The organism is Polaromonas sp. C04 (assembly GCF_002002705.1).
In the GTDB taxonomy this organism is placed as follows: Bacteria; Pseudomonadota; Gammaproteobacteria; order Burkholderiales; family Burkholderiaceae_C; genus Rhodoferax_A.
Genome location: NZ_MUNS01000041.1, coordinates 74483 through 100896 on the forward strand (window position 1 = coordinate 74483; position 26414 = coordinate 100896).

The window sequence follows — 26414 nt, forward strand, 5'->3', positions numbered from 1 at the left end:
TCAGCTCAGGGCAGTGGCACCGGACCTGGTAGCCGGGGCAAGGGCTGACAGAGTGCTGGGCAGCGGTGGCAAGGTCAGCACTATGGAGGTTCCACGGCCGCGGGTGGAAAGCACGTCGAGCCGTGCGCCGATGCGCTCGGCACGTTCGGCCATGATGCGCAAACCCACATGGGTGTCGTCGAAGGGGCTGCCGTCGACTTCGAAGCCGATGCCATCATCACGCACTTCGAAGCGCCATTCGGGCTGCTGCTGCACGTCCAGCCAGACTTGCGATGCGCGTGCATGCTTGCGAACATTCGACAGCGCTTCCTGCACGATGTGCAGCACCTGGATCTGCAGGTCGGGGGGCAGGGGCACGCCATAGCCAGTCGTCTGCAGGCTTGTTTTCAAACCGCTCTGGTGCTCGAACTTCTGCAATGTAGTGGCCAGCGCCGGTTCAATGTCTTCCGTGTTGGTGCGGGTGCGGAAGTGCAGCAGCAGTTCGCGCACGTCACCGTAGCTTTCACGCACACCGGTGTCAATTTCATCCAGAACCTGTTCCATCTGGCGCCGGTCGAGCGAGCGCACGGCGTCCCGCATCAGCTGCACCTGTATTTTCAGGAAGGCCAGCGACTGTGCGATGGAGTCATGCAGCTCGCGGGCCAGCAGGTGGCGTTCCTGCGAGACGGCCGCCTCCTTCTCCAGGGAGTCCAGGCGTAAATTTTCCATCGCACTGGCCAGATGACTGGTGAGCGCCTCCAGCAGGGATCGCTCGCTGCTGGACAGCGCGATGCGGGCGTGAAAGAACAGGTCCACCTCACCCATGACCCGCTCGTGCAGGCGGACGGGGATATTGATCACCGTCTCGAAGCCCGCCTTCGCGCAGTGCAGCGGCGTGGTCCGTGGCTCACCCTGGATGGGGATGATCCGCAAGCCCGGCAGGTGCGTCGGTGTACCGCAATGACAGTCGCCGTTGTGGATGCACTGCTCTGCCTCCAGCATGTAGGCGGGCAGCCCTTGCGCCGCCAGCATCAGATAGCGCTCGTTGGCATGGCTGGACCAGCGCAGTGCCACGCCGTCCGCCCGCGCAATGCGCTGGATGCTCTGCGCGAAACCTTTGGCGAGTTCGTCGAGCGAATCCGCCTGGGTGACCAGCATATTGACCTCATACAAGCTCTCCAGCCGGACGCTCTTTTCTTCCAGCTGCGCCGTTTTCTCGGCGACCTTGCTCTCCAGTGTGCGGTACATCGTTTGCAGGTGTTGCGCCATGTCGTTGAAGCCTTCGGCCAGCGTGCCGAACTCGTCGCTGGTGACCTTCTCGACCCGTGCATGAAAGTCGCCTCCCTGAATCCGCTCAATGGCCCTTTTCAGCTGCTCGACCGGTTCGAGCACGTACAAATAACCGCAGTAAAGCAGAAGGATCGTGCTCACGACGGCCAACGCCATCATGGCCAACTGGAGGAGATGCAGCAGGGTCGTCCAGCGGGACATATGAGCCTCGATGCCGGTCACAAGGGCGTCGATATGACTGGCGAACGCCATCGTGTCGGCCCCCAAATCCGCCGTGGCGTCCGGTCGGGTCAACACCCAGTGCTTGCGAAAAGCCGCCCATTCGCGCTCCACCACGGCAAAGCGGCTTTGCACGGTTTCGTCCCAAGGCACCAGCAGCGGGCGCTCCGGGTCTCCGCGGCGCAGCAAATTCAGCCTGTCGTCAAGTTCCGCCGCCTGCCGGGACAGGGCCTGCGCGTTCGCGGTGCTGACCGACAGCGCCATGGCGTATGCCTGCATGCGCATGCGGCCGGCTTCGTTCACTGCGGCGGCGCCTCCATCGAGCTGCCATGACACCCAAAGGGTGGAGGAAATCAACAGTAGCGCCATCAGCAGAAAAGGTGTGCCCAGCAGAACCAGCTTGGTGCCCAGGCCCCATTGCTTTTTTGAACTCATGGCGGGAGTGTGCCCTCGATTTCCCGAATAGGCCATGCTGCATCCCTGCCGATTTGACTTGTATCAAGGCTCGGTGTGGCGTCCTGGCTCTCAGCCCAGTGGCAAATCCGACCTTTTCAGGGTGCGCAGCACGAAGCTGGACTTGCTGTGGCGGATGCCCTTGATCTTGTACAGGCGCTCGCGCAGCAGCCGCTCGTAATCGCGGGTGTCGCGCACGGCGATGCGCAGCAGGTAGTCGTAGTCGCCCGACACCAGATACGCCTCCATCACTTCCGGAATGCTGGCCAGGGTTTCGCCGAATTTCTCCAGCGTGTTGTCCGAGTGGCTGTCGAGCGTGACCTGCACCAGTACCGTGTCGTGCAGCCCCAGCGCCTGCGGGTTCAGGCGCACGGTGTAGCCCTCGATCACGCCCGCCTCCTCCATCTTGCGGATGCGCCCCCAGCAGGGGGACGGGCTCAGGCCCACCGCCTGCCCGACCTCTTGCAGGCTGGCGCGGGCGTTGCCCTGCAGGACTTTCAGAATTTTCCGGTCGATCGTATCCATGAAGACGGATTATCTTTAGAAATCAATAAATCCGCATGATTTTCTTAAATAATTCAGAATTTTCAAAAGATAAGCAAATCTTTCCTCTCCGATGCCGCGATACTCTCAAACCAAGGCACCCATTACCGGTGGGTGTTGGCGGCAAAGCAGCCAGCGGGTTACCGCTTGTCTGGCAGGCTTGGGCCGGGTCGTACCTCATGAGGGCGGGCTTGTTTGTGGCCACGCTCGCCGGCGCCGATGCAAGGGGCGACGCGCGAGCCGGGTGCCGTCAGTCGCCCGATTCATCCTTCTTCAGTGCCAGTGCGGCGTCATACAGGGCATTGCGCGAGGCGCCGGTGATGTCGGCGGCCAGCCGTACGGCGGTCTTCAGGGGCAACTCCGACAGCAGCAATCGAAGAATTCGCTGCTCGCTGGCCGACTCGGCGGCCACCACGGCCGAATGCAGTACCAGCACGAATTCACCGCGCGTGCGCTGGGGGCCGTTCATGAACCATTTCGGCAAATCCGCAGCATCGACGGTGGCGATTTCCTCGAACTGTTTGGTCAGCTCGCGTGCCACTGTCACCGGGCGCTTGCCCAGGACCGCCAGCGCGCGCGCCAGCGCCTCGATGCGGTGCGGTGCTTCCAGCAGCACCACGGCGCGCGGCTCGCCGGCCAGCCCTTGCACCGCCGCCTCGCGCTCTGCCGCCTTGGCGGGCAGAAAGCCGGCAAACACAAAGCCGCTGTCCTGCGCGCCGGGTGTCACGATGCCCGCCACGCTGAGCGCGGCAGTGATGCTGCTGGCACCCGGCAGCGGCACGACGGCCCGGCCGGCGGCGCGCACAGCGGCCACCAGCCGGGCGCCGGGGTCGCTGATGGCGGGTGTGCCGGCGTCGCTCGCGTAGGCGATGCGCTGCCCTTGCTGCAATCGCTCGACGACGAGGTGCGCGGCCTGCGCTTCATTGTGCTGATGCACGGCCAGCAGCTGGGCCGGCGCCTTGTCGATGCCGTAGGCCCGCAACAGCGCCTGCGTGTGGCGCGTATCTTCGCAGGCAATGGCGTCGGCCAGCGCCAGCACATGCAGCGCACGCAGGCTGATGTCGGCCAGGTTGCCGATGGGCGTGGCCACCACAAACAGTGTGCCTTGCGGATAATGCTGGGCAGATGCTGCCTCGTGCGCGGCACTCAAGGCGGAGGCATAGGTCGCAGTCAATGGAATTCCTCAAAAAGAACACGCAAGCGGGCGGCGCAGGCCAGCCGTCCACGACAAAACAGGCTGGCGACGCCGCGGAAGAGCAGGCGCTTGAGCATTTGCAGGCGGCGGGCCTGCGCCTGCTGCAGCGCAATTATCGGACGCCCGGGCGCGGCGGCGGCGAAATCGACCTGATCATGCGCGACGCCGCCGGCACCCTGGTGTTTGTCGAAGTGCGCCAGCGCGCGAGCGCCTCGCACGGCGGCGCGGCTGCGAGCGTGGGCAGCGCCAAGCAGCGGCGCATCGTGTTCGCGGCCCGCTACTACCTGATGCGCCTGCGCGAGCCGCCGCCGTGCCGCTTCGACGTGGTCACCATCGAGGCCGGCCGCCTGGCGTGGCTGCAGGCGGCTTTTGACGCGTTCTGACGTCATTGGCCTACATTCTGTTTCAGGCGGCGCGGTTATCATCCACGCTCATGCTAGAGCTCCGAATCCAACAGCATTTCATTGACAGCGCCGACCTGAAATACCAGTCCGCCCAGTCCCTGAGCAAACCCATCGCAGCGGCCGTGCAGGCCGTGCTTGCCTGCGTCACGAGCGGCGGCAAGGTGCTGGCCTGCGGCAACGGCGGCTCGGCCGCCGATGCGCTGCATTTTGCAGCCGGGTTCGTGGGTCGCTTCGAGCGCGAGCGGCCCGAGCTGGGCGCCATCGCGCTGGGCGGCAACAGCGCGGTCCTGACGGCGCTGGCCGATGACTACGGCTTCGACGCGGTGTTTGCCAAGCAGGTGCGCGCCTTGGGGCAGGCCGGTGACGTGCTGCTGGCCATTTCCACCAGCGGCGACTCGGCCAATGTGCTGGCCGCCATCGAAGCGGCGCACGAGCGCGACATGACCGTGGTGGCACTGACCGGCCGCGGCGGCGGCAAAACGGGCGCGGCACTGCGCGAGACCGACGTGCACGTATGCGTGCCGCACGAGCGCGCGGCACGCATCCAGGAGGTGCATGGCCTGGTGCTGCACTGCATTTGCGACTGCGTCGATACCCAATTACTAGGTGAACAGGAGACTTCGGCATGACAAGGTTCAATTCGAGACGCACGGTGATGACCCTGCTGGTGGCATTGGGGGCGGCGGCGTCCTTAAGCGGCTGCTTCCCGCTGGTGGCGGCGGGCGCCGCGGGCGGCGCCCTGGTGGCCACCGACCGGCGCACCTCGGGCACCCAACTGGAGGATCAGGGCATCGAGATGCGCGCGGGCAAGGTGCTGCGCAACAGCCCGGTGGAGCCGGCGCACATCGATGTGACCAGCTACAACCGGCGCGTGCTGCTGACGGGTGAAGTGCCGAATGAGCAGGACAAGCAGCTGGCCGAACAACTGGTATCGCGCGTCGAGAACGTCCAGGCGATCGTGAACGAGCTGCAAGTGGGGGAAAACGCCTCGCTGACGCAACGCTCCTCCGACACGCTGATCACGGGCAGGGTCAAGGCCTCGTTCGTGGATGCCAGGGATTTGTACGCGAATGCCTTCAAGGTTGTCACCGAAAACGGCACGGTGTATCTGATGGGGCGGGTGACGCAGCGCGAGGCCGAGCGCGCCACGGACATTGCGCGCAGCATCAGCGGCGTGCGGCGCGTGGTGCGGATCTTCGATATCGTGGGCGAGGCAGACCTGCTCCAGCAGGAAGTGCCGCAGCAACCCGCGAAATAAGCCCGGATGGCATGACCCCCAAAGGGACTTGGCCGCCTCGGGGCGGCCCTGCAGAGGCTTAGCGCAAGCGCTTGATCAGGCTCGACGTGTCCCAGCGCTGGCCACCCAGCTGCTGGACGTCGGCATAAAACTGGTCGACCAGCGCCGTGACCGGCAGCTGGGCACCGTTGCGTCGCGCTTCGTCCAGCACCAGCCCCAGGTCCTTGCGCATCCAGTCGACCGCGAAGCCGAAGTCGAACTGGCCCGCGACCATGGTCTTGCCGCGGTTGTCCATTTGCCAGCTTTGCGCCGCGCCCTTGCCGATGACCTCCAGCACCTGGGCCATGTTCAGCCCGGCCTTGGCGCCAAAGGCGATGGCTTCGGCCAGGCCCTGCACCATGCCGGCGATGCAGATCTGGTTCACCATTTTGGTGAGCTGGCCTGCGCCGCTCGCGCCCAGCAGCGTGAAGGCGCGCGCGAACGCCATGGCCACGGGGCGCACGGCCTCGAAGGCCGCGGCTTCTCCGCCGCACATCACGGTGAGCTGGCCGTTCTGGGCGCCTGCCTGGCCGCCGGACACGGGCGCATCGATGAACTGCAGTCCGAGGTTCTTGGCAGCCGCAAACAGCTCGCGCGCGACGTCGGCGGAGGCGGTGGTGTGATCGACAAAAATCGCCCCCGGGGCCATGCCGGCGAACGCGCCCTCGGCGCCCAGTGTTACGGCGCGCAGGTCGTCGTCATTGCCGACGCAGCAGAACACGATGTCGGCGTCTGTCGCTGCCCCGCGTGGTGTTGGGGCATGTTTCAGGGCCGCAGCCCCCGCGAACTCTGTGCACCATGCTATTGATTTGGAAGTGGTCCGGTTGTACACCGTGACCTGGTGGCCGGCATGCGCCAGGTGGCCCGCCATGGGATAGCCCATGACACCGAGGCCGAGAAAGGCGACTTTGCGCGAGGGAGCCGCTTCGTAGGTTTTGGGGTTGATGCCGGGCATGGTTTAAACGATCGAGAGGTGTTCGGTGCCTGCGGACAGGTCCTGCGATTTGGCGCGCTGCGAGTTGAGCTTGATCTGCAGCCGCAAATCATTCAGCGAGTCCGCGTTGCGCAAGGCGTCCTCATAGGAAATCACGCCGTTTTCGTACGCATCGTAGAGCGCCTGGTCGAAGGTCTGCATCCCGAGGTTGCGGCTCTTTTTCATGATCTCCTTGATCTCGCTGACCTCGCCCTTGAAGATCAGGTCGGAGATGAGCGGCGAATTCAGCATGATCTCGACGGCCGCCGAGCGGCCCTTGCCGCTTTGCTTGGGCACCAGTCGCTGCGACACCAGCGCGCGCAGGTTCAGCGACAGGTCCATCAGCAATTGCGAGCGCCGTTCTTCGGGGAAGAAGTTGATGATGCGCTCCAGCGCCTGATTCGCGCTGTTGGCGTGCAGCGTGGCCATGCACAGGTGGCCGGTCTCGGCAAACGCCATCGCGTGCTCCATGGTCTCCCTGTCGCGGATTTCGCCCATCAGGATCACGTCGGGCGCCTGGCGCAGCGTGTTCTTCAGGGCGGCCTCCCAGCTGTCGGTGTCGATCCCGACCTCGCGCTGGGTGATGACGCAGTTCTTGTGCGCGTGCACAAATTCAATCGGATCTTCCACCGTGATGATGTGGCCGTAGGAGTTCTCGTTGCGCCAGTCGATCATGGCCGCCAGCGTGGTGGTCTTGCCCGAGCCGGTGGCGCCGACCAGGATGCACAGCCCGCGCTTGGACATCACCACGTCCTTGAGGACCTGCGGCATGCCCAGGCCATCGAGAGTGGGGACCGCGTTCGGAATGACGCGCAGCACCATGCCGACCATGCCCTGCTGCATGAAGGCGTTCACGCGAAAGCGGCCGATGCCGGCCGGCGCGATGGCGAAGTTGCACTCCTTGGTGCGCTCGAAATCCGCCACCTGCTTGTCGTTCATGATGGAGCGCGTCAGCGCCAGCGTGTGCGCCGCGTTGAGCGGCTGCGGCGAGACCTTGGTGACCTTGCCGTCCACCTTGATGGCGGGCGGAAACTCCCCCGTGATGAACAGGTCGCTGCCGTTGCGGCTGACCATCAGTTTGAGCAGGTCGTTGATGAACTTGCTGGCTTGATCGCGCTCCATCAGAGCACCTCCTGTTGTTCTAGCCGGGGAAATTGTCCGGGATTTTGGCCTTGCCGCGCGCCTCGGCCGGGCTGATCATGTTGCGCTTGACCAGGTCGGTGAGGTTCTGGTCCAGCGTCTGCATGCCCATGCTGTTACCGGTCTGGATGGTCGAGTACATCTGCGCCACCTTGGCCTCGCGGATCAGGTTGCGGATGGCGCTGGTGCCCAGCATGATCTCATGCGCCGCGACCCGGCCGCTGCCGTCCTTGGTCTTGCACAGCGTCTGCGAAATTACCGCCTGCAGCGACTCTGACAGCATGGAGCGCACCATCTCCTTTTCTTCGGCCGGAAACACGTCGATGATGCGGTCGATGGTCTTGGCGGCGCTCGAGGTGTGCAGCGTGCCGAACACCAGGTGGCCGGTTTCGGCCGCCGTCATGGCCAGCCGGATGGTTTCCAGGTCGCGCATTTCGCCCACCAGGATGGCGTCCGGGTCCTCGCGCAGGGCCGACTTGAGCGCGGCGCTGAAGCTGAGCGTGTGCGGGCCGACCTCGCGCTGGTTGATCAGGCATTTCTTGGATTCGTGCACGAACTCGATCGGGTCTTCCACCGTCAGGATGTGGCCGTACTCGGTCTCGTTCAGGAAGTTGACCATGGCCGCCAGCGTGGTCGATTTGCCCGAACCGGTCGGGCCGGTCACCAGCACCAGGCCGCGGGGTTTTAACGCCAGTTCGCCAAAAATCTTTGGCGCACCGAGCTGCTCCAGCGTCAGGATCTTGGATGGGATGGTGCGGAACACCGCGCCGGCGCCGCGGTTCTGGTTGAAGGCGTTGACCCGAAAGCGCGCCAGGCCGTCGATCTCGAACGAGAAGTCGATCTCCATGAACTCTTCGTAGTTCTTGCGCTGGGAGTCGTTCATGATGTCGTACACCATGCCGTGCACCTGCTTGTGGTCCAGCGCATCGACGTTGATGCGCCGTACGTCGCCGTTCACGCGGATCATCGGCGGCAGGCCGGCGGACAGATGCAGATCGGAAGCTTTGTTTTTAACGCTGAAAGCAAGCAGTTGGGTGATATCCACAGCTCTCCCGGTGGTTTGATATTCTTGAAGGATTATGACCATGATTGGCGACAACCTCCAGAGGGTCCGCGCACGCATTGCGGCGGCCTGTCGGGCTGCCGGGCGCGACGCGGGGACGGTCACGCTGCTGGCCGTGTCCAAGACCTGGGGCGTTGAGGCGGTGCGCGAGGCCTTTGCGGCGGGGCAGATCGCCTTTGGTGAAAACTATCTGCAGGAGGCCGTGGACAAGATTTTGGCGATCCGCCAATGGGAAGCCGAAAGCCTGCGGCTGTCGGCTTCTCGCCATTCCTGCGGGTTCCGATCCCCGCAAGCGGGGCCCCTCTCCAGCCCTACGGAATGGCACTGCATCGGCCCGATCCAGAGCAACAAGACCCGGCTCGTCGCCGAGCACTTCGACTGGGCTCACACCATCGACCGGCTCAAGATTGCGCAGCGTTTGAGTGAACAGCGACCTTCGGAGCTGGAGCCGCTGCAGGTATGCATCCAGGTGAATATCGACGGGGGGCCGACGAAGTCGGGCGTGGCGCCGCAAGCTGCGCTGGCATTGGTGCGCGAAGTGGCGAAATTGCCACATCTGCAGGTGCGCGGGCTCATGACCATCCCCGAACCCGCCCCCGATTTTGCGGCGCAAGTGGCGGTGCACGCCAGGGCCAGGGCCTTGTTCGAGCAAATTGCGGCGATGGTCGGGCCGGAGCTCGATCACTTCGATACGCTGTCGATGGGCATGACGGCGGACCTGGAGGCCGCCATCCAGGCCGGCAGCACGATGGTGCGCGTCGGCACCGCGATTTTTGGGAGTCGCCCCAGGCCGTAGGCGAGCACCGGGACTCAGCGCTGCCAGCCTGGCAGCCAGCCCAGCATGTGGCCGAAGATGCGCTGCGCCGACAGTCCCGTGGACACGGCGTGTGTGGCCTGACTGATCGCCAGGCCCGCGAGCGCGCGCGTCAGCGTGGGCTCCGGCAGTTTGCATTTGCTGCGCAACTGCGCCACCGTGAGCGGGGTTTGGTCCAGCTCGCCCAGAATCATCTGGCTTTGCTCGTCGAGGTCGGCCATGGGGATCGGCAACGGGCTGGCGCGCATCAGCCGCGATTTGAGGAGCGCGGGCGGCAACAGCCGCGGCAGGGCCTCTTCGTTGCAGCGCCGGGCCAGCTCCCACAGCACGGAGGCCATGGGAAGGGTCTCGAACTCGGGTGAATGCGCCACGGGGCGTGCCGGCAGGACCTGCAGGGCGACGCGTTCGATCTGGATCGCGGTGGCCGAGCGGCGCAGGTGCACCCGTCCGCTGGCCGGGTCGATCATCGCCATGACCTGGCCATGGCTGAGCAGGTGCAGCCGGCTGGTGGCCCAGGTGTCGCGGTTCAGCCACGCCGCGCGCGCCAGTGCATAGCGAATGCGCTGGCGCGAGAGCTGGGCCGCCGCAAAGCGCAGCCCGGCATTGAGCTCGCCAATGGACTCCGCATCTTTCGAGTTCCAGGCCAGGTGGTTGTTTTCGCAGCCGCCGACCAGGCACACCGGGCGCCCCTGGTAGCGCCCGCGCTCGTCCACCACGACGCGAGGCGGATAACGGTCGATGCTCCAGGGCGGGATGGAGTCGGTGCCGTCTTCGGGCAAATCGACCGAGCGCAGATGCGCCACATACACATCCGGCGCGCTGTCGGGCGGCGGCCGCTGCCATTGCACGGTGCTGTTGTTGCGGCCGGCCAACGCCAGGATGGCATTCGCCTCGACCGGCGACAGTCCCACGGGCTCAAGATAAGCCAGTGGAGTGGTTGCCAGGTCGGTACGAGGAGATGCCATGAGCCGTTTGTTGATTAAACACCTGCACTTTACGCAAGTTGCCGTCATTCTGGCGAGAAAAAAGAGAAAAGAGGCGGGTTTGCGGCAATAGTACACAGCCTTTGTGAGGGCAAGCGTGACACGCGTGCGACGCACAAAGGCTTCAATGCGCCGGCAGTGGCAGGCGCGTGGTGTTCTTCACCTCTTCCATCACCGCGTAGGTGCGGGTCTCGCGCACACCGGGCAGCTGCCACAGCACGGTGCCGGCAAAGTCGCGGTAGGCCGCCATGTCGGCCATGCGGGTCTTGAGCAGGTAGTCGAAGCCGCCTGCCACCATATGGCATTCCATGATGGCTTCGTGCACCTGCACCGCGGCCTTGAAGGCCTCGAACACGTTGGGCGTGGTGCGGTCCAGCAGCACCTCGATGAACACCATCATGCCGCGCCCGAGCTTGAGCGGATTGAGGCGAGCCTCGTAGCCCAGCAGGTAACCGTCGCGCGTGAGCCGCTGTACGCGCGCCAGCACCGCGGTGGGGGACAGCGCCACGGCCTCGGCCAGCTTCAGGTTGGAGGTGCGGCCGTCGTCCTGCAGCACCTTGAGGATCTTCAGGTCGATGCGGTCGAGGTCGGGGGTGGTCTCGCTCATGGATAGTGAATTATCCAGTCAATTCGAGAAATTCAGTCAAAAATTCAATGTTGATTGATTCAACATGGCGGTATTCACCAAAGTACCGGAGCCCACCATGCGCCTGCCTTTTCCCTACCGGCCCGAAGACCAGATCGTGACCCAGCGCCTGCAGTCACTGCAAGGCGCGCTCGACTGGGCCGCCGCTGCCCAGGCCGCCCGGCCCTGGGTGCAGGCCGTGCGGCGCCATCCGCCACCGTTCTGGGCCATGGAAAGCCTGCTCAAGGAATATCCGATCTCCAGTGCCGAGGGGCTGGCGCTGATGCGCCTGGCCGAAGCCCTGCTGCGCGTGCCCGACGCCGAGACCGCGATTGAACTCACCGCCGATCAGCTGGGCCGCGCCGACTTTGACCACGCGGGCGACAAGGCGCTGGCGCGGCTGTCGTCCGCGGCGATCGCGCTGTCCAAGAAGTTCCTGCCGACAGCGACGAATTCAGGACAGGCGGATGAGCAGCAGCCGGGTCTGTTCGCCAGGCTGGGCGCGCGTTCGGTTGTGGCCGCCACGCTGCGCGCCGTGCAACTGCTGGGCCGCCAGTTCGTGCTCGGCCAGACCATCGGCGAGGCGATGCAGGAGGCCGCCGCGGCCCGGCGCAGGAGCGCCGGCCTGTGCTTCAGCTACGACATGCTGGGAGAGGGCGCGCGCACCGACGCGGATGCGCTGCATTATCTGGACAGTTATACGAATGCTATTGAAAAAATAGCGACTCATGCAGACCCTGCATCGGCTTGCGAGCGAAATGATGGAATCTCCATCAAGCTCAGCGCGCTGCACCCGCGCTACGAAGACGCACAGAAGGCGCGCGTCATGATGGAGCTGGTGCCGCGCGTGTGGGGCCTGTGCGAGCTGGCCGCCACGGCCAACCTGAACCTCACGATCGATGCCGAGGAGGTGGACCGGCTGGAGCTGTCGCTCGATGTGTTCGAGGCGCTGGCGGCTAGAGTGGCCCAGCACTTCCCGCAGTGGCGGGGCTTTGGCCTGGCCATGCAGGCCTACCAGACGCGCGCGCTCGAACTCATAGCGCACATCACGGCACTGGCGCGCAAATACCGGCTGCGCCTGATGTGCCGCCTGGTCAAGGGTGCCTACTGGGATGCCGAGATCAAGCGCGCGCAGGAGCTGGGCCTGCCGCATTACCCGGTGTTCACGCACAAGCACCACACGGACGTGAGCTACCTGGCGTGCGCGCGCGCGCTGCTGGCCGCGCCCGACGCGATCTACCCGCAGTTCGCCACGCACAACGCGGGGACCATCGCGGCGATTTTGCAGATGGCCGAAACAACGGGAGGCGCATTTGAATTGCAGCGGCTGCACGGCATGGGCGAGGGCGTGTACCGCGAGGTGATGAAGGCTCCCCCAGCGGGGGAAGGAGCGATACCGGTGCGTGTGTATGCCCCGGTCGGCCGGCACAAGGACCTGCTCGCCTACCTGGTGCGCCGGCTGCTGGAAAACGGGGCCAATTCCTCATTCGTGCACCAGCTCGCCGACGAGTCGGTGGGCATGGACGAGCTGCTGATCTCGCCGCTGCGGCTGGCGCCCGAGTCGTCACTGCCTTTGCCTGCGGATCTGTACGGCGCCGCGCGCAAAAACAGCGCCGGGCTGGACCTCACCGTGGAGCCCATGCGTGCGCCGCTGCTCGCTGCATATGCCGCCACCGCGCTGGCCACCGTGCCCGAGTTTGATGTCAAAACAACCTCTAGCGCTTATCAGGCAAGTGCTGTCAGCTATCAAAAATGGAGCAAAACACCGGTTCACGAGCGCAGCGCCATCCTGCGCCGCGCCGCCGACGCGCTGGAGGCGGAACTGCCGCGCTTTTGCGCGCTGATGGTGAAGGAGGCCTTCAAGACCTGGGGCGACAGCGTGGCCGAGGTGCGCGAGGCGGCGGACTTTCTGCGCTACTACGCGGGCGAGGCCGAGCGCATCATGGCGCCGGTGGCCCTGCCGGGGCCGACGGGAGAAAGCAACGAGCTGCGTCTCACCGCGCGGGGCGTCTGGGTCTGCATCAGCCCGTGGAACTTCCCGCTCGCCATCTTCACGGGCCAGGTCGCCGCGGCGCTGGCCACCGGCAACACCGTGCTGGCGAAACCGGCCGAGCAGACGCCTGCTGTGGCCCTCGAGGCGGTGCGGCTCTTGCACCGCGCAGGCGTGCCCGAGGGCGCGCTGCAACTGGCGCACGGTCCCGGCGACACGGTGGGTGCGGCGCTGGTGGCGCAGCCCGGCATCGCCGGCGTGGTGTTCACCGGCTCGACCGAGGTGGCCAGGATCATCAACCGCGCGCTGGCCGCGAAGGACGGCCCCATCGTCCCGTTGATTGCCGAGACCGGCGGCATCAACGCCATGCTGGTGGACAGCACCGCACTGCCCGAGCAGGTGGCCGACGCGGTGCTGCAGTCGTCGTTTCGCAGCGCGGGCCAGCGTTGCTCGGCGCTGCGCCTGCTCTGTGTGCACGAGGGCATCGCTGATGGCGTGATCGGGATGATCCGCGGTGCCGCCCAAGAACTGGTGGCGGGCGATCCGGCCGATCTGGCCACCGATCTCGGCCCGGTGATCGACCGCCAGGCGTGGAGCGCTATCCGGCGCCATCTCGAACGCCTGGGTTCAACATCAAAACCGGTCACAGCCATTGAGGACTCTACGCAATCAGCTACAAACCCAATAGCAAACCTGATTCCACCGAGTGCCTTCGAGGTGGCGGCGGTGGCCGACGTGCAGCAGGAAATCTTCGGCCCCGTGCTGCACATCGTGCGCTGGCGCGGCGACCCGCAAGCGGTGATCGACCAGATCAATGCGCTCGGCTACGGCCTCACGCTGGGCATCCAGACGCGAATCGACTCGCGTGCACAGGCGCTGGCCGCGCGCGCCCGCGTCGGCAACGTCTACATCAACCGCAACATGATCGGCGCCGTGGTCGGGGTGCAGCCGTTCGGCGGCGAGGGACTCTCGGGCACCGGCCCGAAGGCCGGCGGGCCGCACTACCTGGCCCGCTTTTGCGCGGAACAGACCGTCACCGTGAACACCACGGCGGCGGGCGGCAACGTGCAGTTGCTGGCCTCGCCCGCCTGAGCGTGTGCGCAGGGCGCGCCGCGCCGCGCCGGTTCACTGCGCGATGCTGCGCATGAAGACTTCGAGCTGGTCGATGGGCAGCGCCCGGCAAAACAGATGACCCTGGTAGCAGTCGCAGCCAAATTGGGACAGGAGTTGGCGCTGGGCTTCGGTCTCGACCCCTTCGGCCAGCACCGACAGACCCAGGCTTTGCGCCAGGCCAATGATGGTGCGGGCAATGGCCGCGTCGTTCGGATCGGTCAGCATGTCCTTCACGAAAGAGCGGTCGATTTTCAGCTGGTCCAGTGGCAGGCGCTTGAGGTAGGACAGCGCGGAATAGCCCATGCCAAAGTCGTCGATCGACAGTGTCACGCCGGCCTTCTTGAGGATTCCCATCTTGGCAATGGTGACCTCGATGCCGGTGGCCAGCAGGCTCTCGGTGAGTTCCAGTTTGAGTCGCTGCGCACGCACGCCGGTTCGCCGGATCACGTTCATCACCTGATCGACAAACTCCGGGTTGCGGAACTGGCGCACGCTCACGTTCACGGAAATGCTGAGCTGTTCGGTGTCGGGGCGAGCGGCCCACAGGGCCAGTTGCGCGCAGGCGCTCTCCAGCGCCCACTGGCCCATCGGCAGGATCAGTCCGCTGTCTTCGGCCTGAGGAATGAAGGCGTCGGGCAGCACCAGGCCGCGTTGCGGGTGCTGCCAGCGCATCAGTGCCTCGACGCCCAGCATGCGTCCGTCGCTGCCGACCTGCGGCTGGTAATGCAGCACGAACTCGTGGTGGCGCAGGCCATGCCGGAGCTCCGAGGTCAGCGCCGCATTGGCCGTGGCCACGGCCTGCATCTCGGGGTCGAAAAAGCACACTGCGTTGCGTCCCGCGGCCTTGGCCTGGTACATCGCCAGATCGGCCTGTTTGAGCAGGTCTTCGATGCTCACCTCGTCCTCGTTGAACGAGGTGACGCCGATGCTGCAGGTGCCGTGGTACGAGTACCGGGCCAGATCGTAGGGCTCGCCGAGCATGGCCAGGATTTTCTCCCCGACCGCCAGCGCGCGGGCGTTGGCCGCCGGCAGGTTGTCTCCCAGGTCTTGCAGCATGACCACGAACTCGTCGCCGCCCAGTCGCGCCACGGTGTCGTCAGGGCTGATGCACGAGGCCAGGCGCGACGCCGCCTTTCGCAGCAGCATGTCGCCGCGCGAATGCCCCATGGTGTCGTTGAGCAGTTTGAAGTGGTCGAGGTCGACGAACATCAGTGCGCCGATTTTCCGGTCGGTCTGGGCCAGCACATGCCGCAGCCGGCTCATCAGCAGCTGGCGGTTGGGCAATTGCGTCAGTGCGTCGTAGAACGCCAGGTGTTCGATCTCGTCCTCGGACGCCTTGCGTGTGGTGATGTCGCGCGCCACGGCGATCCAGTGGGTGAGCCCGCGGTCGAAATAATCGACCGGGACGACCTCGAGTTCCATCCAGAATTGCTCTCCATCCTTTTTGTAGATGATCAACTCTGCGCGCACCGGCTGCGACTGTGCCAGGGCCTCGCGGATGCGTTCGAGTTCGGCGCGCTGGGTCAAAGGGCCTTGCAGCATGCGCGGCGTCTGGCCCAGCACCTCGTCACGGCTGTAGCCGGTGCGCCGCTGGAAGGCGTCGTTGACAAAGACGATGCGTGGATGCGGCGCGTCCGGCGAGCCGGCGTCGGCGATCACCACGATGTCGTTCAGGCGGTTGATGCTGGTCTGCAGCAGCAGCAACTGCTCCTTGGACTGCTGCCAGGCGCTGACGTCGCGCAGGTACAGGGCAATGCCTTCCTCGAACGGATAGGCGCGCAGCTCCAGCCATATTCCCAGCACGGGAAAAAATTCTTCAAACTCGACGCTGAGCCGGCTGTTCTGGACGGCACGCAACTCGCTGCGCAGCCGGCTGCTCCCGTCGTCGTCCAGTACACGCCAGATGGTGTGGCCCAGCAGCTGGACGCTGCTGCGTTGCAGCAGGCGCTCGCTCTCGCGATTCACATAGGTGAAGCGCCCTTCATGATCGAGCGTCACGCTGGCCAGCGTCGAACTCAGCCGCACGGTGGCGTTCAGGGACTCCTGCTCGGCGCGTTTTTTTTCCGTCAGGTCCTGCAGCAGGCCCTGCACGCACACAACAATCCCCGAGGGATCGCACAGCGCCTTGCCGACCGTGCGCACCCACAGGCGATCGCCCTGTGCCGTGATGATCTCCGCCTCCCGGTCGAACGGCACCGCCCTCTCCACGCAGGCCTCGAACGCCGAGGTCATCAGCGCCCGCGACTCGGGCGCGTAAAGGTCCAGCGCCTGCGCCAGCGGCAGTGAGGGCGCCGAGTCGTGCGGCAGCTTGAGCAGCGCGGCGAGCCGGCGCGTCCACGTCACGCGGCGCTGCGGCAGCTCCAGCATCCACGCGCCCGCAGCGGTGCTCCACTCCACCAGGTCGAGCAGCTGTCCGGCGGCCGCCGCGGCGCCGGTGCGGGGAGGGTGTTGTTGCAGCGCGGGAGAGTTAACTGGCGGCATCGTGTGAGTGGTCTAGAGCGAATCCCAAAGTGAAGCTGGCAACCAGCCATGAAACAGGGGGCTCCCGGCCCCCCGTACGCCGGCACGCGACCAAACGTGCGCATGACCGGCCATTCGTGTTCGCGCCGGTTGCGCTACGACCCCGGGGCAGGAGGCCAGCGCTGCGGCAGTCGGGCGTCGATGAGTGTAGTTCCTTTCCCCCGCGTTTGGCTATCGGGGCCCGGCCAGCCCTGCGGTGGGGCCTGCCAGCGAATGGACGACTTGGGTACTCTCCCGGACAGGGAACTCAGGACGAGGGGCATGCAGACACGTCGACCAGCGGCGCCGCCGACGGTGGGCCAACCAGTTCTGCCAGGGGATGGCACTTGCCGCCCCAGCAGAGTTGGTAATCGGCGACATAGTCCGAGCGCGTCAGATGCAGCCGCTCGAGCGGCGCCAGCGGCGGGCGGTAATGCCATACGCCGTTCTTCAGCACGGCATCGGGCGGCGGCTCCATGCCGGCGCCGGAGCCGCGGATGCGCGCTTCGGTGAGTTGCAGGCGTGCGCCGCCGGCCGTTTGGACGACCTGGTAATCCTCTTCCCAAAGGATTTTTTCGATCGAATGGGTCCAGTTCAGCGTGAACGCCTGCAATGGCAGGCTGATGGCCAGGCCGGCCGCGGCCAGGCACACCGCGATCATGCAACCGCCAGCCGGCGCCGTTGCCAGACGTGCCAGCCGATGAAAATGGCCGCCATCACGAATCCGATCTGGTCGCTCAGCGTGCCCGCCGTGACCAGCATCAGCGCGGCGATGCCGGTAAATACCCGCTCGTGGATTTTCAAAGGCGCCAGCAGGTAGCCAACGGCCGTTGCGCCCCACAAGGCGATGGCCAGCAGCGCCTTGCCCACGATGTACAGCACCGCCACCACCGTCCAGTGGCCCTGCAGCATCAGCGCGGGCGTATAGACCGCCATGTACGGAATGACAAAGCCGGCAATGGCGATCTGGGTTGCCTTGAAGCCGATACGCATGGGTGACGCCTTGGCGATCGATGCCGCGGCAAATGCTGCGAGCGCCACCGGCGGCGTCAGGTCCGCCATGATGCCGAAATAGAACACGAACATGTGCGACACGATCAGCGGCACGCCCAGGCTGAGCAGCGCGGGCGCCGCAATCGAGCTGGTGATGATGTAGTTCGGGATGGTCGGAATTCCCATGCCGAGGATCAGGCACACGATCATGGTCAAAAACAGCGACAGGAACAGGCTTTTTTCACCGACGGTCAGGATGAATCCGGCAAAGCTGGAGGCGGCGCCCGTGAGGGTCAGCACACCAATGATGACACCCACCACGGCGCAGGCGACGCCGACCGGCAACGCCTGCCTGGCGCCGTCGATCAGGCTCAGGCGCACCGCACGCAGGGTGTCACGACCGCCCTTGACCCTGAAACAAAGCAGCACCAGCAGTGCGATCACGGCGAGGATCGCATAAATGCCAAACTCGACAAAGCTTGCCGCCGCCAGGCCCAGGGCCAGCCAGAACACGTAGCGAAACGCCGTGCCCGACAGGCGCGCTGCCACGGCTGCGCCGAGAATCAGGATCACGGTGAGCGCCAGGCCGGTGAGTCCGGCAAACATCGGCGTGAAACCATGAAACAGCATGCCGACCAGACCTGCCAGCGGCAGCACCAGATACCAGCTTTCCTTGAGCGCCTTCACCGGGCTCGGGCACTGGTCTTTCGGCAGACCCACCAGCCCCATGCGGCCGGCTTCCAGATGCACGATCCAGAACGCCGTCACGTAATACAGGATCGCCGGAATCACGGCCGCCTTGACGATGTCCACATACGGCACGTTCAGCGTCTCGGCCATGATGAACGCCACCGCCCCCATGACCGGTGGCATGATCTGGCCGCCCATGGAAGACGTGGCCTCGACCGCGCCGGCAAAGATCGAGCTGTAGCCAAAGCGTTTCATCAGCGGGATCGTGAACTGGCCGACGGTCAGCACGTTCGCCACGCCGGAGCCCGAGATGGTTCCCATGAAGCCCGACGAGATCACCGCCACCTTGGCCGGCCCGCCCTTGGCCCTGCCGACCAGTCCCAGCGCCACGGAGTTGAACAGCTTGATCATGCCGGCGTGCTCGAGAAATGCGCCGAACAGGATGAACAGGAAGATATAGGTCGCAGACACCATGACGGGGATGCCCAGAATGCCCTCGGTGCCCAGCCACAGCTGATTCACGATCTGGTCAAACCCGTAGGCCCGATGCGCGAGCGGGCCCGGCAGGTACTGGCCGAAAAGGCCATACAGCAGGAATGTTCCGCACACCAGGGGCAGGGCCAGTCCGAGGATCCGGCGCGTGGCCTCGAACACCAGCACGACCATGATGGTGCCGACCACCAGATCGGCGGTGGTTGGATCGCCCGAGCGCTGGATCAGGTCGGCCTCGAAAATCCAGTGATAGAACGACAGCGCGAACCCGGCGGCGGCCAGCAGCCAGTCGTACCACACGATGGAGGTCAGCTTGCCGCTCTTCAATGCGGGGTACATCAGGAAGGTCAGCAGCAGCAGGAAGCCGACATGCAATGAGCGCATGGTCAGCGACGACAGCGGCGAGAAGCCGGCGACGATCAATTGATAGGTCGAGAACGTCAGCGCCGCGCCGATCACGATCTTCAGCGCGGTGCCGCTGAGCGTGCGTTGTGCGCCGTGCTCCTGAAATTCGTCGGCAGGCGTATGGAGGGAGGTCATGTCCGATTGGTTCCTGGCGTGTCGTGGCCGGCGGACGGGCGCGGCGGCCCGCCCGCAAAGGCCACAGGTTGGCTTACTTGATCAAACCGATTTCGCGGTAGTACTTCTCGGCGCCCGGATGCAGCGGCAGCGGCATGCCTACCAGCGCTGTTTCCTTGTGGATCGCCTTGGCGGCGGCGTGCGCGGCGACCAGGTGGTCGAGGTTCTCAAACATGGCCTTGGTCATCTTGTAGACGGTGTCCGTGGGGACGCCTTCATGCGTGACCAGGAAGTTCTGCACGAATGCGGTTGGTACGCTCGCGGCCTGTCCTTCGTAGGTGTTGGCCGGGACGACGCCGGCCTGATAGGCCGGATCCCCGACTTTCGCGATCACGTCCGCCGTGATCGGTACGATCACGATCTTCACCGACGTTGCCAGGTCCCGCAGCGAGGAGACGCCCAGGCCGGCCGATTGCAGCGTGGCATCGAGCTGGCGGTTCTTCATGAGCTCCACCGACTCGCCAAAGGGCAGGTATTCCACCTTGGCGAAGTCGGCGTAGGTCAGGCCGGCGGCCTTGAAGATGGCGCGCGCATTGAGTTCGGTGCCGGATTTGGGCGCGCCCACGGAGATGCGCTTGCCCTTCAGGTCGGCCAGCGTCTTCACGCCTGAATCGGCCGACGCCACGATCTGGATGTAGTTCGGATACATGCCCGCGATGCCGCGCAATTTTTTCAGGGGCGTCTTGAAGCCGGCGTCAGCATTGCCCCGCCAGGCGTCGGACAACGAGTCCCCGAGCGTGAAGGCCACTTCTCCGCGTCCGGCTTGCAGCAGGTTGAGGTTTTCCGCAGAAGCCTTGGTCGCCTGCACCGTGCATTTCGCGTCCGGCATCGCCTTGGTGTAGATCTGCGACAGTGCGACACCCATCGGGTAATACACGCCGCTGGTGCCGCCGGTCAGCACGGTGATAAATTGCTGTTGTGCCTGTGCCGGCGCTGCTGCCAGCAGGGTCGCGCCGGCCAGGGCCAGCAGTGCGCGCAAAAATCCAAACTTCATTGTTGTCTCCTTGAGTAGGTGAGAAAGGCAATAAGCCCTGTGCATTCTATGGGCCAATAGTTGCACGATGTGCGGGCCGCCAGCGCGGTGATGCGGGTCTCGGTAAAGTCGAACACACCAACCCTGAAGGAAACCCTGTGTTCAAAAAGATCCTGATTGCGAATCGCGGCGAGATCGCGCTGCGGCTGGTGCGCGCCGTGCACGATCTGGGCAGCCGCAGTGTCGCCGTCTATGCGCCGGACGATGCGCAGGCGCTGCATGTGCGCCAGGCGGATGAAGCACTGGCGCTGGACGCCACAGGGCCCGCTGCCTATCTGGACATTGCCCGCCTCATCGCGCTGGCGCGGCAAACCGGCTGCGATGCGGTGCACCCGGGCTATGGTTTTTTGAGCGAGCGCGCCGACTTTGCGCAAGCCTGCCTGGACGCCGGCCTCACCTTCATCGGGCCCACGGTGGAGCAGCTCGCGCTGTTCGGCGACAAGGCGCGCGCCCGCACGCTGGCCCGGCAGTGTGGCGTGCCCTTGATGCCCGGCAGTGCGGGCGCGGTCACGCTGGCCCAGGCCCAGGCCTTCTTTGCGGCCCAGCGTGCTGGCGCGCTGGGTGCCGGCGTGATGATCAAGGCGATCGGTGGCGGCGGCGGCCGTGGCATGCGCGCCGTGCTGCAGGCGGCAGAGTTGCCCGAAGCCTATGCGCGCTGCGTGTCCGAGGCGCGTGCGGCCTTCGGCGTGGAGGGCGTCTATGTCGAGCGCCTGATGACGCGCGCGCGCCATATCGAAATCCAGATCATCGGCGACGGCACGCAGGTGATGTCGCTGGGTGAGCGCGAATGTTCGCTGCAGCGGCGCTTCCAGAAGCTGGTCGAAATGGCGCCGAGCCCCTCACTGACCGAGACGCTGCGGCAGCAAATCACACAGGCGGCGTTGAAGCTGGCGCAGGCCGTGCGCTACCGCAGCCTGGGCACCTTCGAATTTCTGGTCGACGAAGACACAAGCGATCTGCCCTTTGTCTTCATCGAGGCCAATCCGCGCCTGCAGGTGGAGCACACCGTCACCGAGGAAGTGACCGGGCTCGATCTGGTGCAGCTGCAAATCCAGGTGGCGGCGGGCCGGAGCCTGGCGGCGCTGGGGTTTGACGCCAAGGCGCCGCCGCGCGCGCAGGGCTTTGCCGTGCAATGGCGCGTCAACGCGGAGACGCTGGATGCGCAAGGCCAGGCCAGGCCCTCGGGCGGCTCGCTGGTGCGCTTCGACATGCCCTCGGGCCCCGGCATCCGGGTCGACACGCAGGGTTACCCCGGCGCTGCGCCATCGCCGCATTACGACACGCTGCTGGCCAAGCTGATCGTGCGCTCGCGCAGCACCGACTTTGCCGACGCGGCGCGCCGCTCCCGCCGGGTGCTGGCGGAATGCCGCATCGAGGGCATGGCCACCAATCTGTCGTTGCTGCGCGCGCTGGCAAAGCGTCCCGAGTTCGATGCGCAGCAGGTGCACACGCGCTTCGTCGAGGCGCACCTGCCGGAGCTGCTGGCCGCAGCGCAAGCGATTGATAGTCAGGATGCTACAAAAAATAGAGCTGCCAGTGCAGATGGGGTAAGGGCTACAGCTTCATTTGGTGTTGAATCCGGGCAGGGCGACGACGGACTCAGCGCGGTGCGCGCGCCCATGCCGGCCAAGCTGGTGCAGCTCGACGTGGCCGTCGGCGATGTGGTGCCCGCCGGCGGCCAGATCGCCGTGCTGGAGGCCATGAAGATGGAGCACCTGCTGCTGGCCCATGCCCCCGGCCGCGTGGTGGAGATCCGGGCCGCGCCGGGCGACCACCTCGTGGAAGGCCAGCCCCTCGTGCTGCTGGAGCCGATGGAGGTCGCCGCGGGCATTGCCGAGGCCGCCCGCAGCCTCGATCTGGAGCAGATCCGCCCCGACCTGCAGCAGGTCATCGCCCGCCACGCGTTCACGCTCGATGCGAACCGCCCCGCCGCCGTGGCCAGGCGCCACGCGCAGGGCGGGCGCACCGCGCGCGAAAACATCGCCGACCTGTGCGACCTGCAGGACGACCCCGGCAGCTTCATCGAGTACGGCGCGCTGGCGATTGCCGCGCAAACCCGGCGCCGTTCGCTGGAAGACCTGGTGGCCAACACGCCGGCCGACGGCATGGTGACGGGCCTGGGCAGTGTCAATGCCAAATTGTTCGGCGCGGAGCAATCGCGCTGCGCGGTGCTGGCCTACGACTACACCGTGCTGGCCGGCACGCAGGGCATGCGCAACCACCACAAGACCGACCGCCTGCTGGGCCTGGCGCACCAGTTGCGGCTGCCGGTGGTGCTGTTTGCCGAGGGCGGGGGCGGGCGCCCGGGCGATACCGACATGCCCATCGTGGCCGGGCTCAACAACCACACCTTCAGCCGCTTTGCCGCGCTGTCGGGCCAGGTGCCGGTGGTCGGCATCGTGCACGGGCGCTGTTTTGCCGGCAATGCGGCGCTGCTGGGCTGCGCCGATGTCATCATCGCCACCGAGGCCAGCAACATCGGCATGAGCGGCCCGGCCATGATCGAGGGCGGTGGCTTGGGCAGTTTCAAACCCGAGCAGATCGGCCCGAGCAGCGTGCAGTCCGGCAATGGCGTGATCGACATCCTTGTAAAAGACGAGGCTGCAGCGGTGCGCGCCGCCAAGCGCTACCTGTCGTATTTCCAGGGGCCGATCGATCCCGCCGTGCAGCCATGGACCTGCGCCGACCAGCGCGCGCTGCGCCATGCAGTGCCCGAGAACCGCCTGCGCGTGTACGACATGCGCAGCGTCATGCAAGGGCTGGTGGACAGCGACTCGCTGCTGGAGCTGCGCGCGGGCTTTGGCGCCGGCATCCTGACCGCGCTGGCGCGCATCGAAGGCCGCCCCGTGGGCATCCTCGCGAACAACCCGCGGCACCTGGGCGGCGCCATCGATGTGGATGCCGCCGACAAGGCCGCGCGCTTCATGCAGCTGTGCAACGCGCACGGCCTGGCGATGGTGTCGCTCACCGACACCCCGGGCTTCATGGTCGGCCCCGACATCGAGGCCCAGGCGCAGGTGCGCCATGTGTGCCGCATGTTCGTGGTCGCCGCGCACCTCGCCGTGCCGTTCTTTGCCGTGGTGCTGCGCAAGGGCTATGGCCTGGGCGCGCAGGCCATGACGGCCGGCGGCTTCGACGCGCCGGTGTTCACCGTCTCCTGGCCGACCGGCGAGTTCGGCGCCATGGGGCTGGAAGGCGCCGTGCGCCTGGGCTTTCGCAAGGAGCTGGAGGCAGCAAAGCCCGGGCCTGAGCGCGATGCGCTGTACCAGAAGCTGGTGGACCAGCAGTACGCCAACGGCCAGGCCACGAATATGGCGCAGACGCTGGAGATCGACGCCGTCATCGACCCGGCGCAGACGCGCGCGTGGCTGGTCCGCGGCCTGGCGTCGGCGGCCGCGTCAAAGGTCGTGCCGGCAGCGCCCGGTGCGCGCTTTGTCGACTGCTGGTGAGGGCGGTCTGGCGAGGTGCGTGCTAAGCTGAGAGGCCCGATGGCGGGGCTTGTGCGGCCCGCGCCCCTCTCACTGACAAAGGAGATACCCATGCCCGGCCTGTTGCCCCACGTCGATCCTGACGGCCTGCTCGAATTTTCCGTGGTCTACACCGACCGCTCGCTCAACCACATGTCCAAACGCTTCGCGGGTGTGATGCGGGACATCATCGCGACGCTGAAAAACGTGTACCACGCGCACAGCGCCGTGATCGTGCCCGGCAGCGGCACCTTCGGCATGGAGGCCGTGGCGCGCCAGTTCGCCAACGACCGCAAGGTGCTGATTGTGCGCAACGGCTGGTTCAGCTACCGCTGGAGCCAGATTTTCGAGGCGGGTCGCATGGGCGCCAGCGCCGTGGTCTGCAAGGCGCGCCGCGTGGGTGAGGGCGCGCAGGCGCCGTGGCAGCCCGCGCCGGCCGCCGAGGTCGCCGCCGCCATCCGCGCGGAGAAGCCCGCCGTGGTGTTCGCGCCGCACGTGGAGACGTCCAGCGGCATCATCCTGCCCGACGACTACCTGCGCAGCGTGGCCGAGGCCGCGCACGCGGTGGGCGCGCTGTTCGTGCTCGACTGCGTCGCCTCGGGCGCCATGTGGGTGGACATGCAGGCCAACGGCGTGGACGTGCTGATCTCGGCGCCGCAAAAGGGCTGGAGCAGCTCGCCCTGCTGCGCCATGGTCATGCTCGGCGAGCGCGCGCGCCAGGCCATCGAGGGCACCACCAGCTCCAGCTTCTCATGCGACCTCAAGAAGTGGCTGCAGATCGCCGAGGGTTACGAAAAAGGCCAGCATGCGTATCACACGACCCTGCCCACCGACGCGCTGGTAGGGCTGCGCGATGTGATGCTGGAAACCCGCGACTATGGCTTCGACAAGGTCAAGGCGGAGCAGACCGAGCTGGGCGCCAAGGTGCGCGCGCTGCTCGAATCGCGCGGCTTCCCGAGCGTGGCGGCCCAGGGCTACAAGGCGCCGGGCGTGGTCGTGAGCTACACCACCGACCCCGGCATCCAGAACGGCAAGAAGTTCATCGAGGCCGGCCTGCAGACCGCCGCCGGCGTGCCGCTGCAGTGCGACGAGGGGCCCGATTTCAGCACCTTTCGCATCGGCCTGTTCGGCCTGGAAAAATGGCACAACGTGGATCGCACGGTGGGGCAACTGGCCGCGGCGCTGGACCGCGTGGCGCCGCGGTAAGTCTGCCGCATCCCGCGGCAGGCCCGGGCCTCACGGCGGCGCGCCGGGCTGCCGCACCTTTGACCGACAAGGAGTTGCCCCGCATGGACAAGCCGGCTGAACTGGCGCGTTCCAAGCGCCAGGCGCTGGGACTGCTGCTGCTCGTGACGGCCGTGTTTGTGACGACCAGCTGGCTGCCGCGCAGTCTGGGCGTGGACATCGTCAAGGCCATGGCCGAAGCGGCGATGGTGGGCGCCATGGCTGACTGGTTCGCGGTGGTGGCGCTGTTCCGGCGCATTCCCATTCCCTTTATCGCGCGCCACACGGCGATCATTCCGCGCAACAAGGACCGCATCGGCGAAAACCTTGCGGTGTTCGTGCGCGACAAGTTCCTCGACCCGCCTTCGCTCGTCACGCTGATGCGCCGGCACGACCCGGTGGCGCTGGTGGCGCAGTGGCTCACGGCACCAAGCCATGCCGGCCTGCTGGGGCGGCAGGCCGTGCGCCTGCTGTCGGCGGCGCTGGACATGGTGGAGGACGCGCAGGTCGAGCGCTTCATCAAGCGCGCCGCGCGCGCGCTGATCGGGCAGATGGACCTGCCCGGCTCCATGGCCACCGTGCTCGCGGCGCTCACGCAGAACGGGCGCCACCAGGCGCTGCTGGACGGTGCGCTGGCGCACCTGACGCAGCTTCTGCAGGAGCCGCCATCGCGCAGCCTCATCGCGCAGGCCATCGTGCAATGGGTCAAACGCGAGCACCCGCACACGGAAAAAGTGCTGCCCACCGCCTGGCTGGGTGAGCAGGGCGCGGGCATGGCCGCCCACGCGCTGGAGAGCCTGCTGGCCGACGTGGCGCACAACCCCCGCCATCAACTGCGCGAAAAGTTCGACGCGGCGGTGCAGCAGTTGATCGACAGGCTGCGTACGGACCCCGAATTCGCACGCAAGGGCGAAGAAATCCGCCGCTACCTGCAGCATGACGCCACGCTCGGCACGTATGTGCAGGGGCAATGGCAGGGCATGCGCGCTGCACTCAAGCGCGACCTGGCCAACGAGAAATCACTCGTCGCGCGCAACGCAGGCGCCATGGGCCGCTGGCTGGGCCAGTCGCTGGCGCAGGATGCGGACTTGCGCGCGTCGCTGAACCAGCGCCTCGAAGACTGGGTGCATACGCTCGCGCCCGAGGTGTCGCAGTTCGTGGCGCAGCACATCCAGGACACCGTGCAGCGCTGGGATGCGCAGGAGATGTCGCACCTGATCGAGCTGAACATCGGCAAGGATTTGCAGCACATCCGCATCAACGGCACGCTGGTGGGCGGTGTGATCGGGCTGGTGCTGTTTGCGCTGTCGCACCTGCCCGAGCTGGTTCGCGCGCTGCGGGGATGACGCCCGGCGTGCGCTGGGTAGAATACGCCCC

20 protein-coding genes are annotated in these 26414 nt (G+C 66.1%); 8 read left to right on the forward strand and 12 right to left on the reverse strand.

What is annotated here, in order from left to right; translation table 11 throughout:
• The 3 genes from B0E49_RS16785 to rsmI form a co-directional block, all read right to left on the reverse strand.
• Positions 1-1923, reverse strand: a complete 1923-nt coding sequence (locus B0E49_RS16785) for a type IV pili methyl-accepting chemotaxis transducer N-terminal domain-containing protein (RefSeq protein WP_077563507.1) — start codon at positions 1921-1923, stop codon at positions 1-3.
• A gap of 90 nt (positions 1924-2013) precedes the next feature.
• The gene (locus B0E49_RS16790; RefSeq protein ID WP_077563509.1) at positions 2014-2466 is read right to left on the reverse strand and encodes an Lrp/AsnC family transcriptional regulator; all 453 of its coding nucleotides are present in this window, start codon (positions 2464-2466) and stop codon (positions 2014-2016) included.
• Positions 2467-2734: 268 nt separating this feature from the next.
• Positions 2735-3658: a 16S rRNA (cytidine(1402)-2'-O)-methyltransferase gene (gene rsmI, locus B0E49_RS16795; protein WP_077563511.1), complete on the reverse strand. Its 924-nt coding sequence runs from the start codon at positions 3656-3658 to the stop codon at positions 2735-2737.
• Here rsmI and B0E49_RS16800 point away from each other — a divergent pair.
• From B0E49_RS16800 to B0E49_RS16810, 3 genes are read left to right on the forward strand one after another with little or no spacing between them, the layout of a single operon-like run.
• Positions 3658-4062, forward strand: coding sequence for a YraN family protein (locus B0E49_RS16800; RefSeq protein WP_077563512.1), 405 nt, complete (start codon positions 3658-3660; stop codon positions 4060-4062). The genes rsmI and B0E49_RS16800 overlap by 1 nt on opposite strands.
• Positions 4063-4112: 50 nt before the next feature.
• Positions 4113-4712, forward strand: a complete 600-nt coding sequence (locus B0E49_RS16805; RefSeq protein ID WP_077564168.1) for a phosphoheptose isomerase — start codon at positions 4113-4115, stop codon at positions 4710-4712.
• Positions 4709-5341, forward strand: a complete 633-nt coding sequence (locus B0E49_RS16810; RefSeq protein WP_077563514.1) for a BON domain-containing protein — start codon at positions 4709-4711, stop codon at positions 5339-5341. The genes B0E49_RS16805 and B0E49_RS16810 overlap by 4 nt, the downstream gene beginning before the upstream one ends.
• Positions 5342-5399: 58 nt before the next feature.
• Here the strand turns inward: B0E49_RS16810 and B0E49_RS16815 are convergent, their stop codons facing one another.
• From B0E49_RS16815 to B0E49_RS16825, 3 genes are read right to left on the reverse strand one after another with little or no spacing between them, the layout of a single operon-like run.
• Positions 5400-6314, reverse strand: coding sequence for an NAD(P)-dependent oxidoreductase (locus tag B0E49_RS16815; RefSeq protein WP_077563516.1), 915 nt, complete (start codon positions 6312-6314; stop codon positions 5400-5402).
• Between the two features lie 3 nt (positions 6315-6317).
• Positions 6318-7454: a PilT/PilU family type 4a pilus ATPase gene (locus B0E49_RS16820; RefSeq protein ID WP_077563518.1), complete on the reverse strand. Its 1137-nt coding sequence runs from the start codon at positions 7452-7454 to the stop codon at positions 6318-6320.
• 19 nt (positions 7455-7473) lie between these two features.
• Positions 7474-8517, reverse strand: a complete 1044-nt coding sequence (locus tag B0E49_RS16825; RefSeq protein WP_077563520.1) for a type IV pilus twitching motility protein PilT — start codon at positions 8515-8517, stop codon at positions 7474-7476.
• Positions 8518-8551: 34 nt separating this feature from the next.
• Between B0E49_RS16825 and B0E49_RS16830 the strand changes: the two genes are divergently transcribed.
• Positions 8552-9331 (forward strand): YggS family pyridoxal phosphate-dependent enzyme, encoded by a 780-nt coding sequence (locus B0E49_RS16830; protein ID WP_077563522.1) that lies wholly within the window; start codon positions 8552-8554, stop codon positions 9329-9331.
• Positions 9332-9345: 14 nt separating this feature from the next.
• On the opposite strand, the gene B0E49_RS16835 is transcribed toward B0E49_RS16830, so the two are convergent.
• The gene (locus B0E49_RS16835; RefSeq protein ID WP_144264609.1) at positions 9346-10314 is read right to left on the reverse strand and encodes a hypothetical protein; all 969 of its coding nucleotides are present in this window, start codon (positions 10312-10314) and stop codon (positions 9346-9348) included.
• A 142-nt stretch (positions 10315-10456) separates the two neighbouring features.
• On the reverse strand, positions 10457-10939 hold the full coding sequence (locus B0E49_RS16840) for an Lrp/AsnC ligand binding domain-containing protein (protein ID WP_077563525.1): 483 nt from the start codon (positions 10937-10939) through the stop codon (positions 10457-10459).
• Positions 10940-11036: 97 nt separating this feature from the next.
• On the opposite strand from B0E49_RS16840, the gene B0E49_RS16845 reads away from it, so the two are divergent.
• Entirely contained in the window at positions 11037-14039 is a 3003-nt protein-coding gene (locus B0E49_RS16845; RefSeq protein WP_077564169.1) for an L-glutamate gamma-semialdehyde dehydrogenase, read from the forward strand.
• A 33-nt stretch (positions 14040-14072) separates the two neighbouring features.
• Here B0E49_RS16845 and B0E49_RS16850 read toward each other — a convergent pair whose 3' ends face one another.
• From B0E49_RS16850 to B0E49_RS16865, 4 genes are all read right to left on the reverse strand, one after another.
• Complete coding sequence (locus B0E49_RS16850) at positions 14073-16541, reverse strand: sensor domain-containing protein (protein WP_077563527.1); 2469 nt, start codon at positions 16539-16541, stop codon at positions 14073-14075.
• Between the two features lie 286 nt (positions 16542-16827).
• A complete protein-coding gene (locus B0E49_RS16855) occupies positions 16828-17220 on the reverse strand; it encodes a DUF1850 domain-containing protein (protein ID WP_077563528.1) in 393 nt (130 codons plus the stop codon).
• Positions 17217-19274: a TRAP transporter permease gene (locus B0E49_RS16860; RefSeq protein WP_077563530.1), complete on the reverse strand. Its 2058-nt coding sequence runs from the start codon at positions 19272-19274 to the stop codon at positions 17217-17219. Before B0E49_RS16860 ends, B0E49_RS16855 begins: the two co-directional genes overlap by 4 nt.
• 73 nt (positions 19275-19347) lie before the next feature.
• The gene (locus tag B0E49_RS16865; protein WP_077563532.1) at positions 19348-20307 is read right to left on the reverse strand and encodes a TAXI family TRAP transporter solute-binding subunit; all 960 of its coding nucleotides are present in this window, start codon (positions 20305-20307) and stop codon (positions 19348-19350) included.
• 137 nt (positions 20308-20444) lie between these two features.
• Between B0E49_RS16865 and B0E49_RS16870 the strand changes: the two genes are divergently transcribed.
• The 3 genes from B0E49_RS16870 to B0E49_RS16880 all read left to right on the forward strand — a co-directional run bounded on the left by B0E49_RS16870 (position 20445) and on the right by B0E49_RS16880 (position 26383).
• Positions 20445-23795 (forward strand): carboxyl transferase domain-containing protein, encoded by a 3351-nt coding sequence (locus B0E49_RS16870; protein WP_077563534.1) that lies wholly within the window; start codon positions 20445-20447, stop codon positions 23793-23795.
• Positions 23796-23885: 90 nt separating this feature from the next.
• The gene (locus B0E49_RS16875; protein WP_077563536.1) at positions 23886-25019 is read left to right on the forward strand and encodes an aminotransferase class V-fold PLP-dependent enzyme; all 1134 of its coding nucleotides are present in this window, start codon (positions 23886-23888) and stop codon (positions 25017-25019) included.
• Between the two features lie 83 nt (positions 25020-25102).
• Positions 25103-26383 (forward strand): DUF445 domain-containing protein, encoded by a 1281-nt coding sequence (locus tag B0E49_RS16880; RefSeq protein WP_077563538.1) that lies wholly within the window; start codon positions 25103-25105, stop codon positions 26381-26383.
• The last annotated feature ends 31 nt before the right edge of the window (positions 26384-26414 follow it).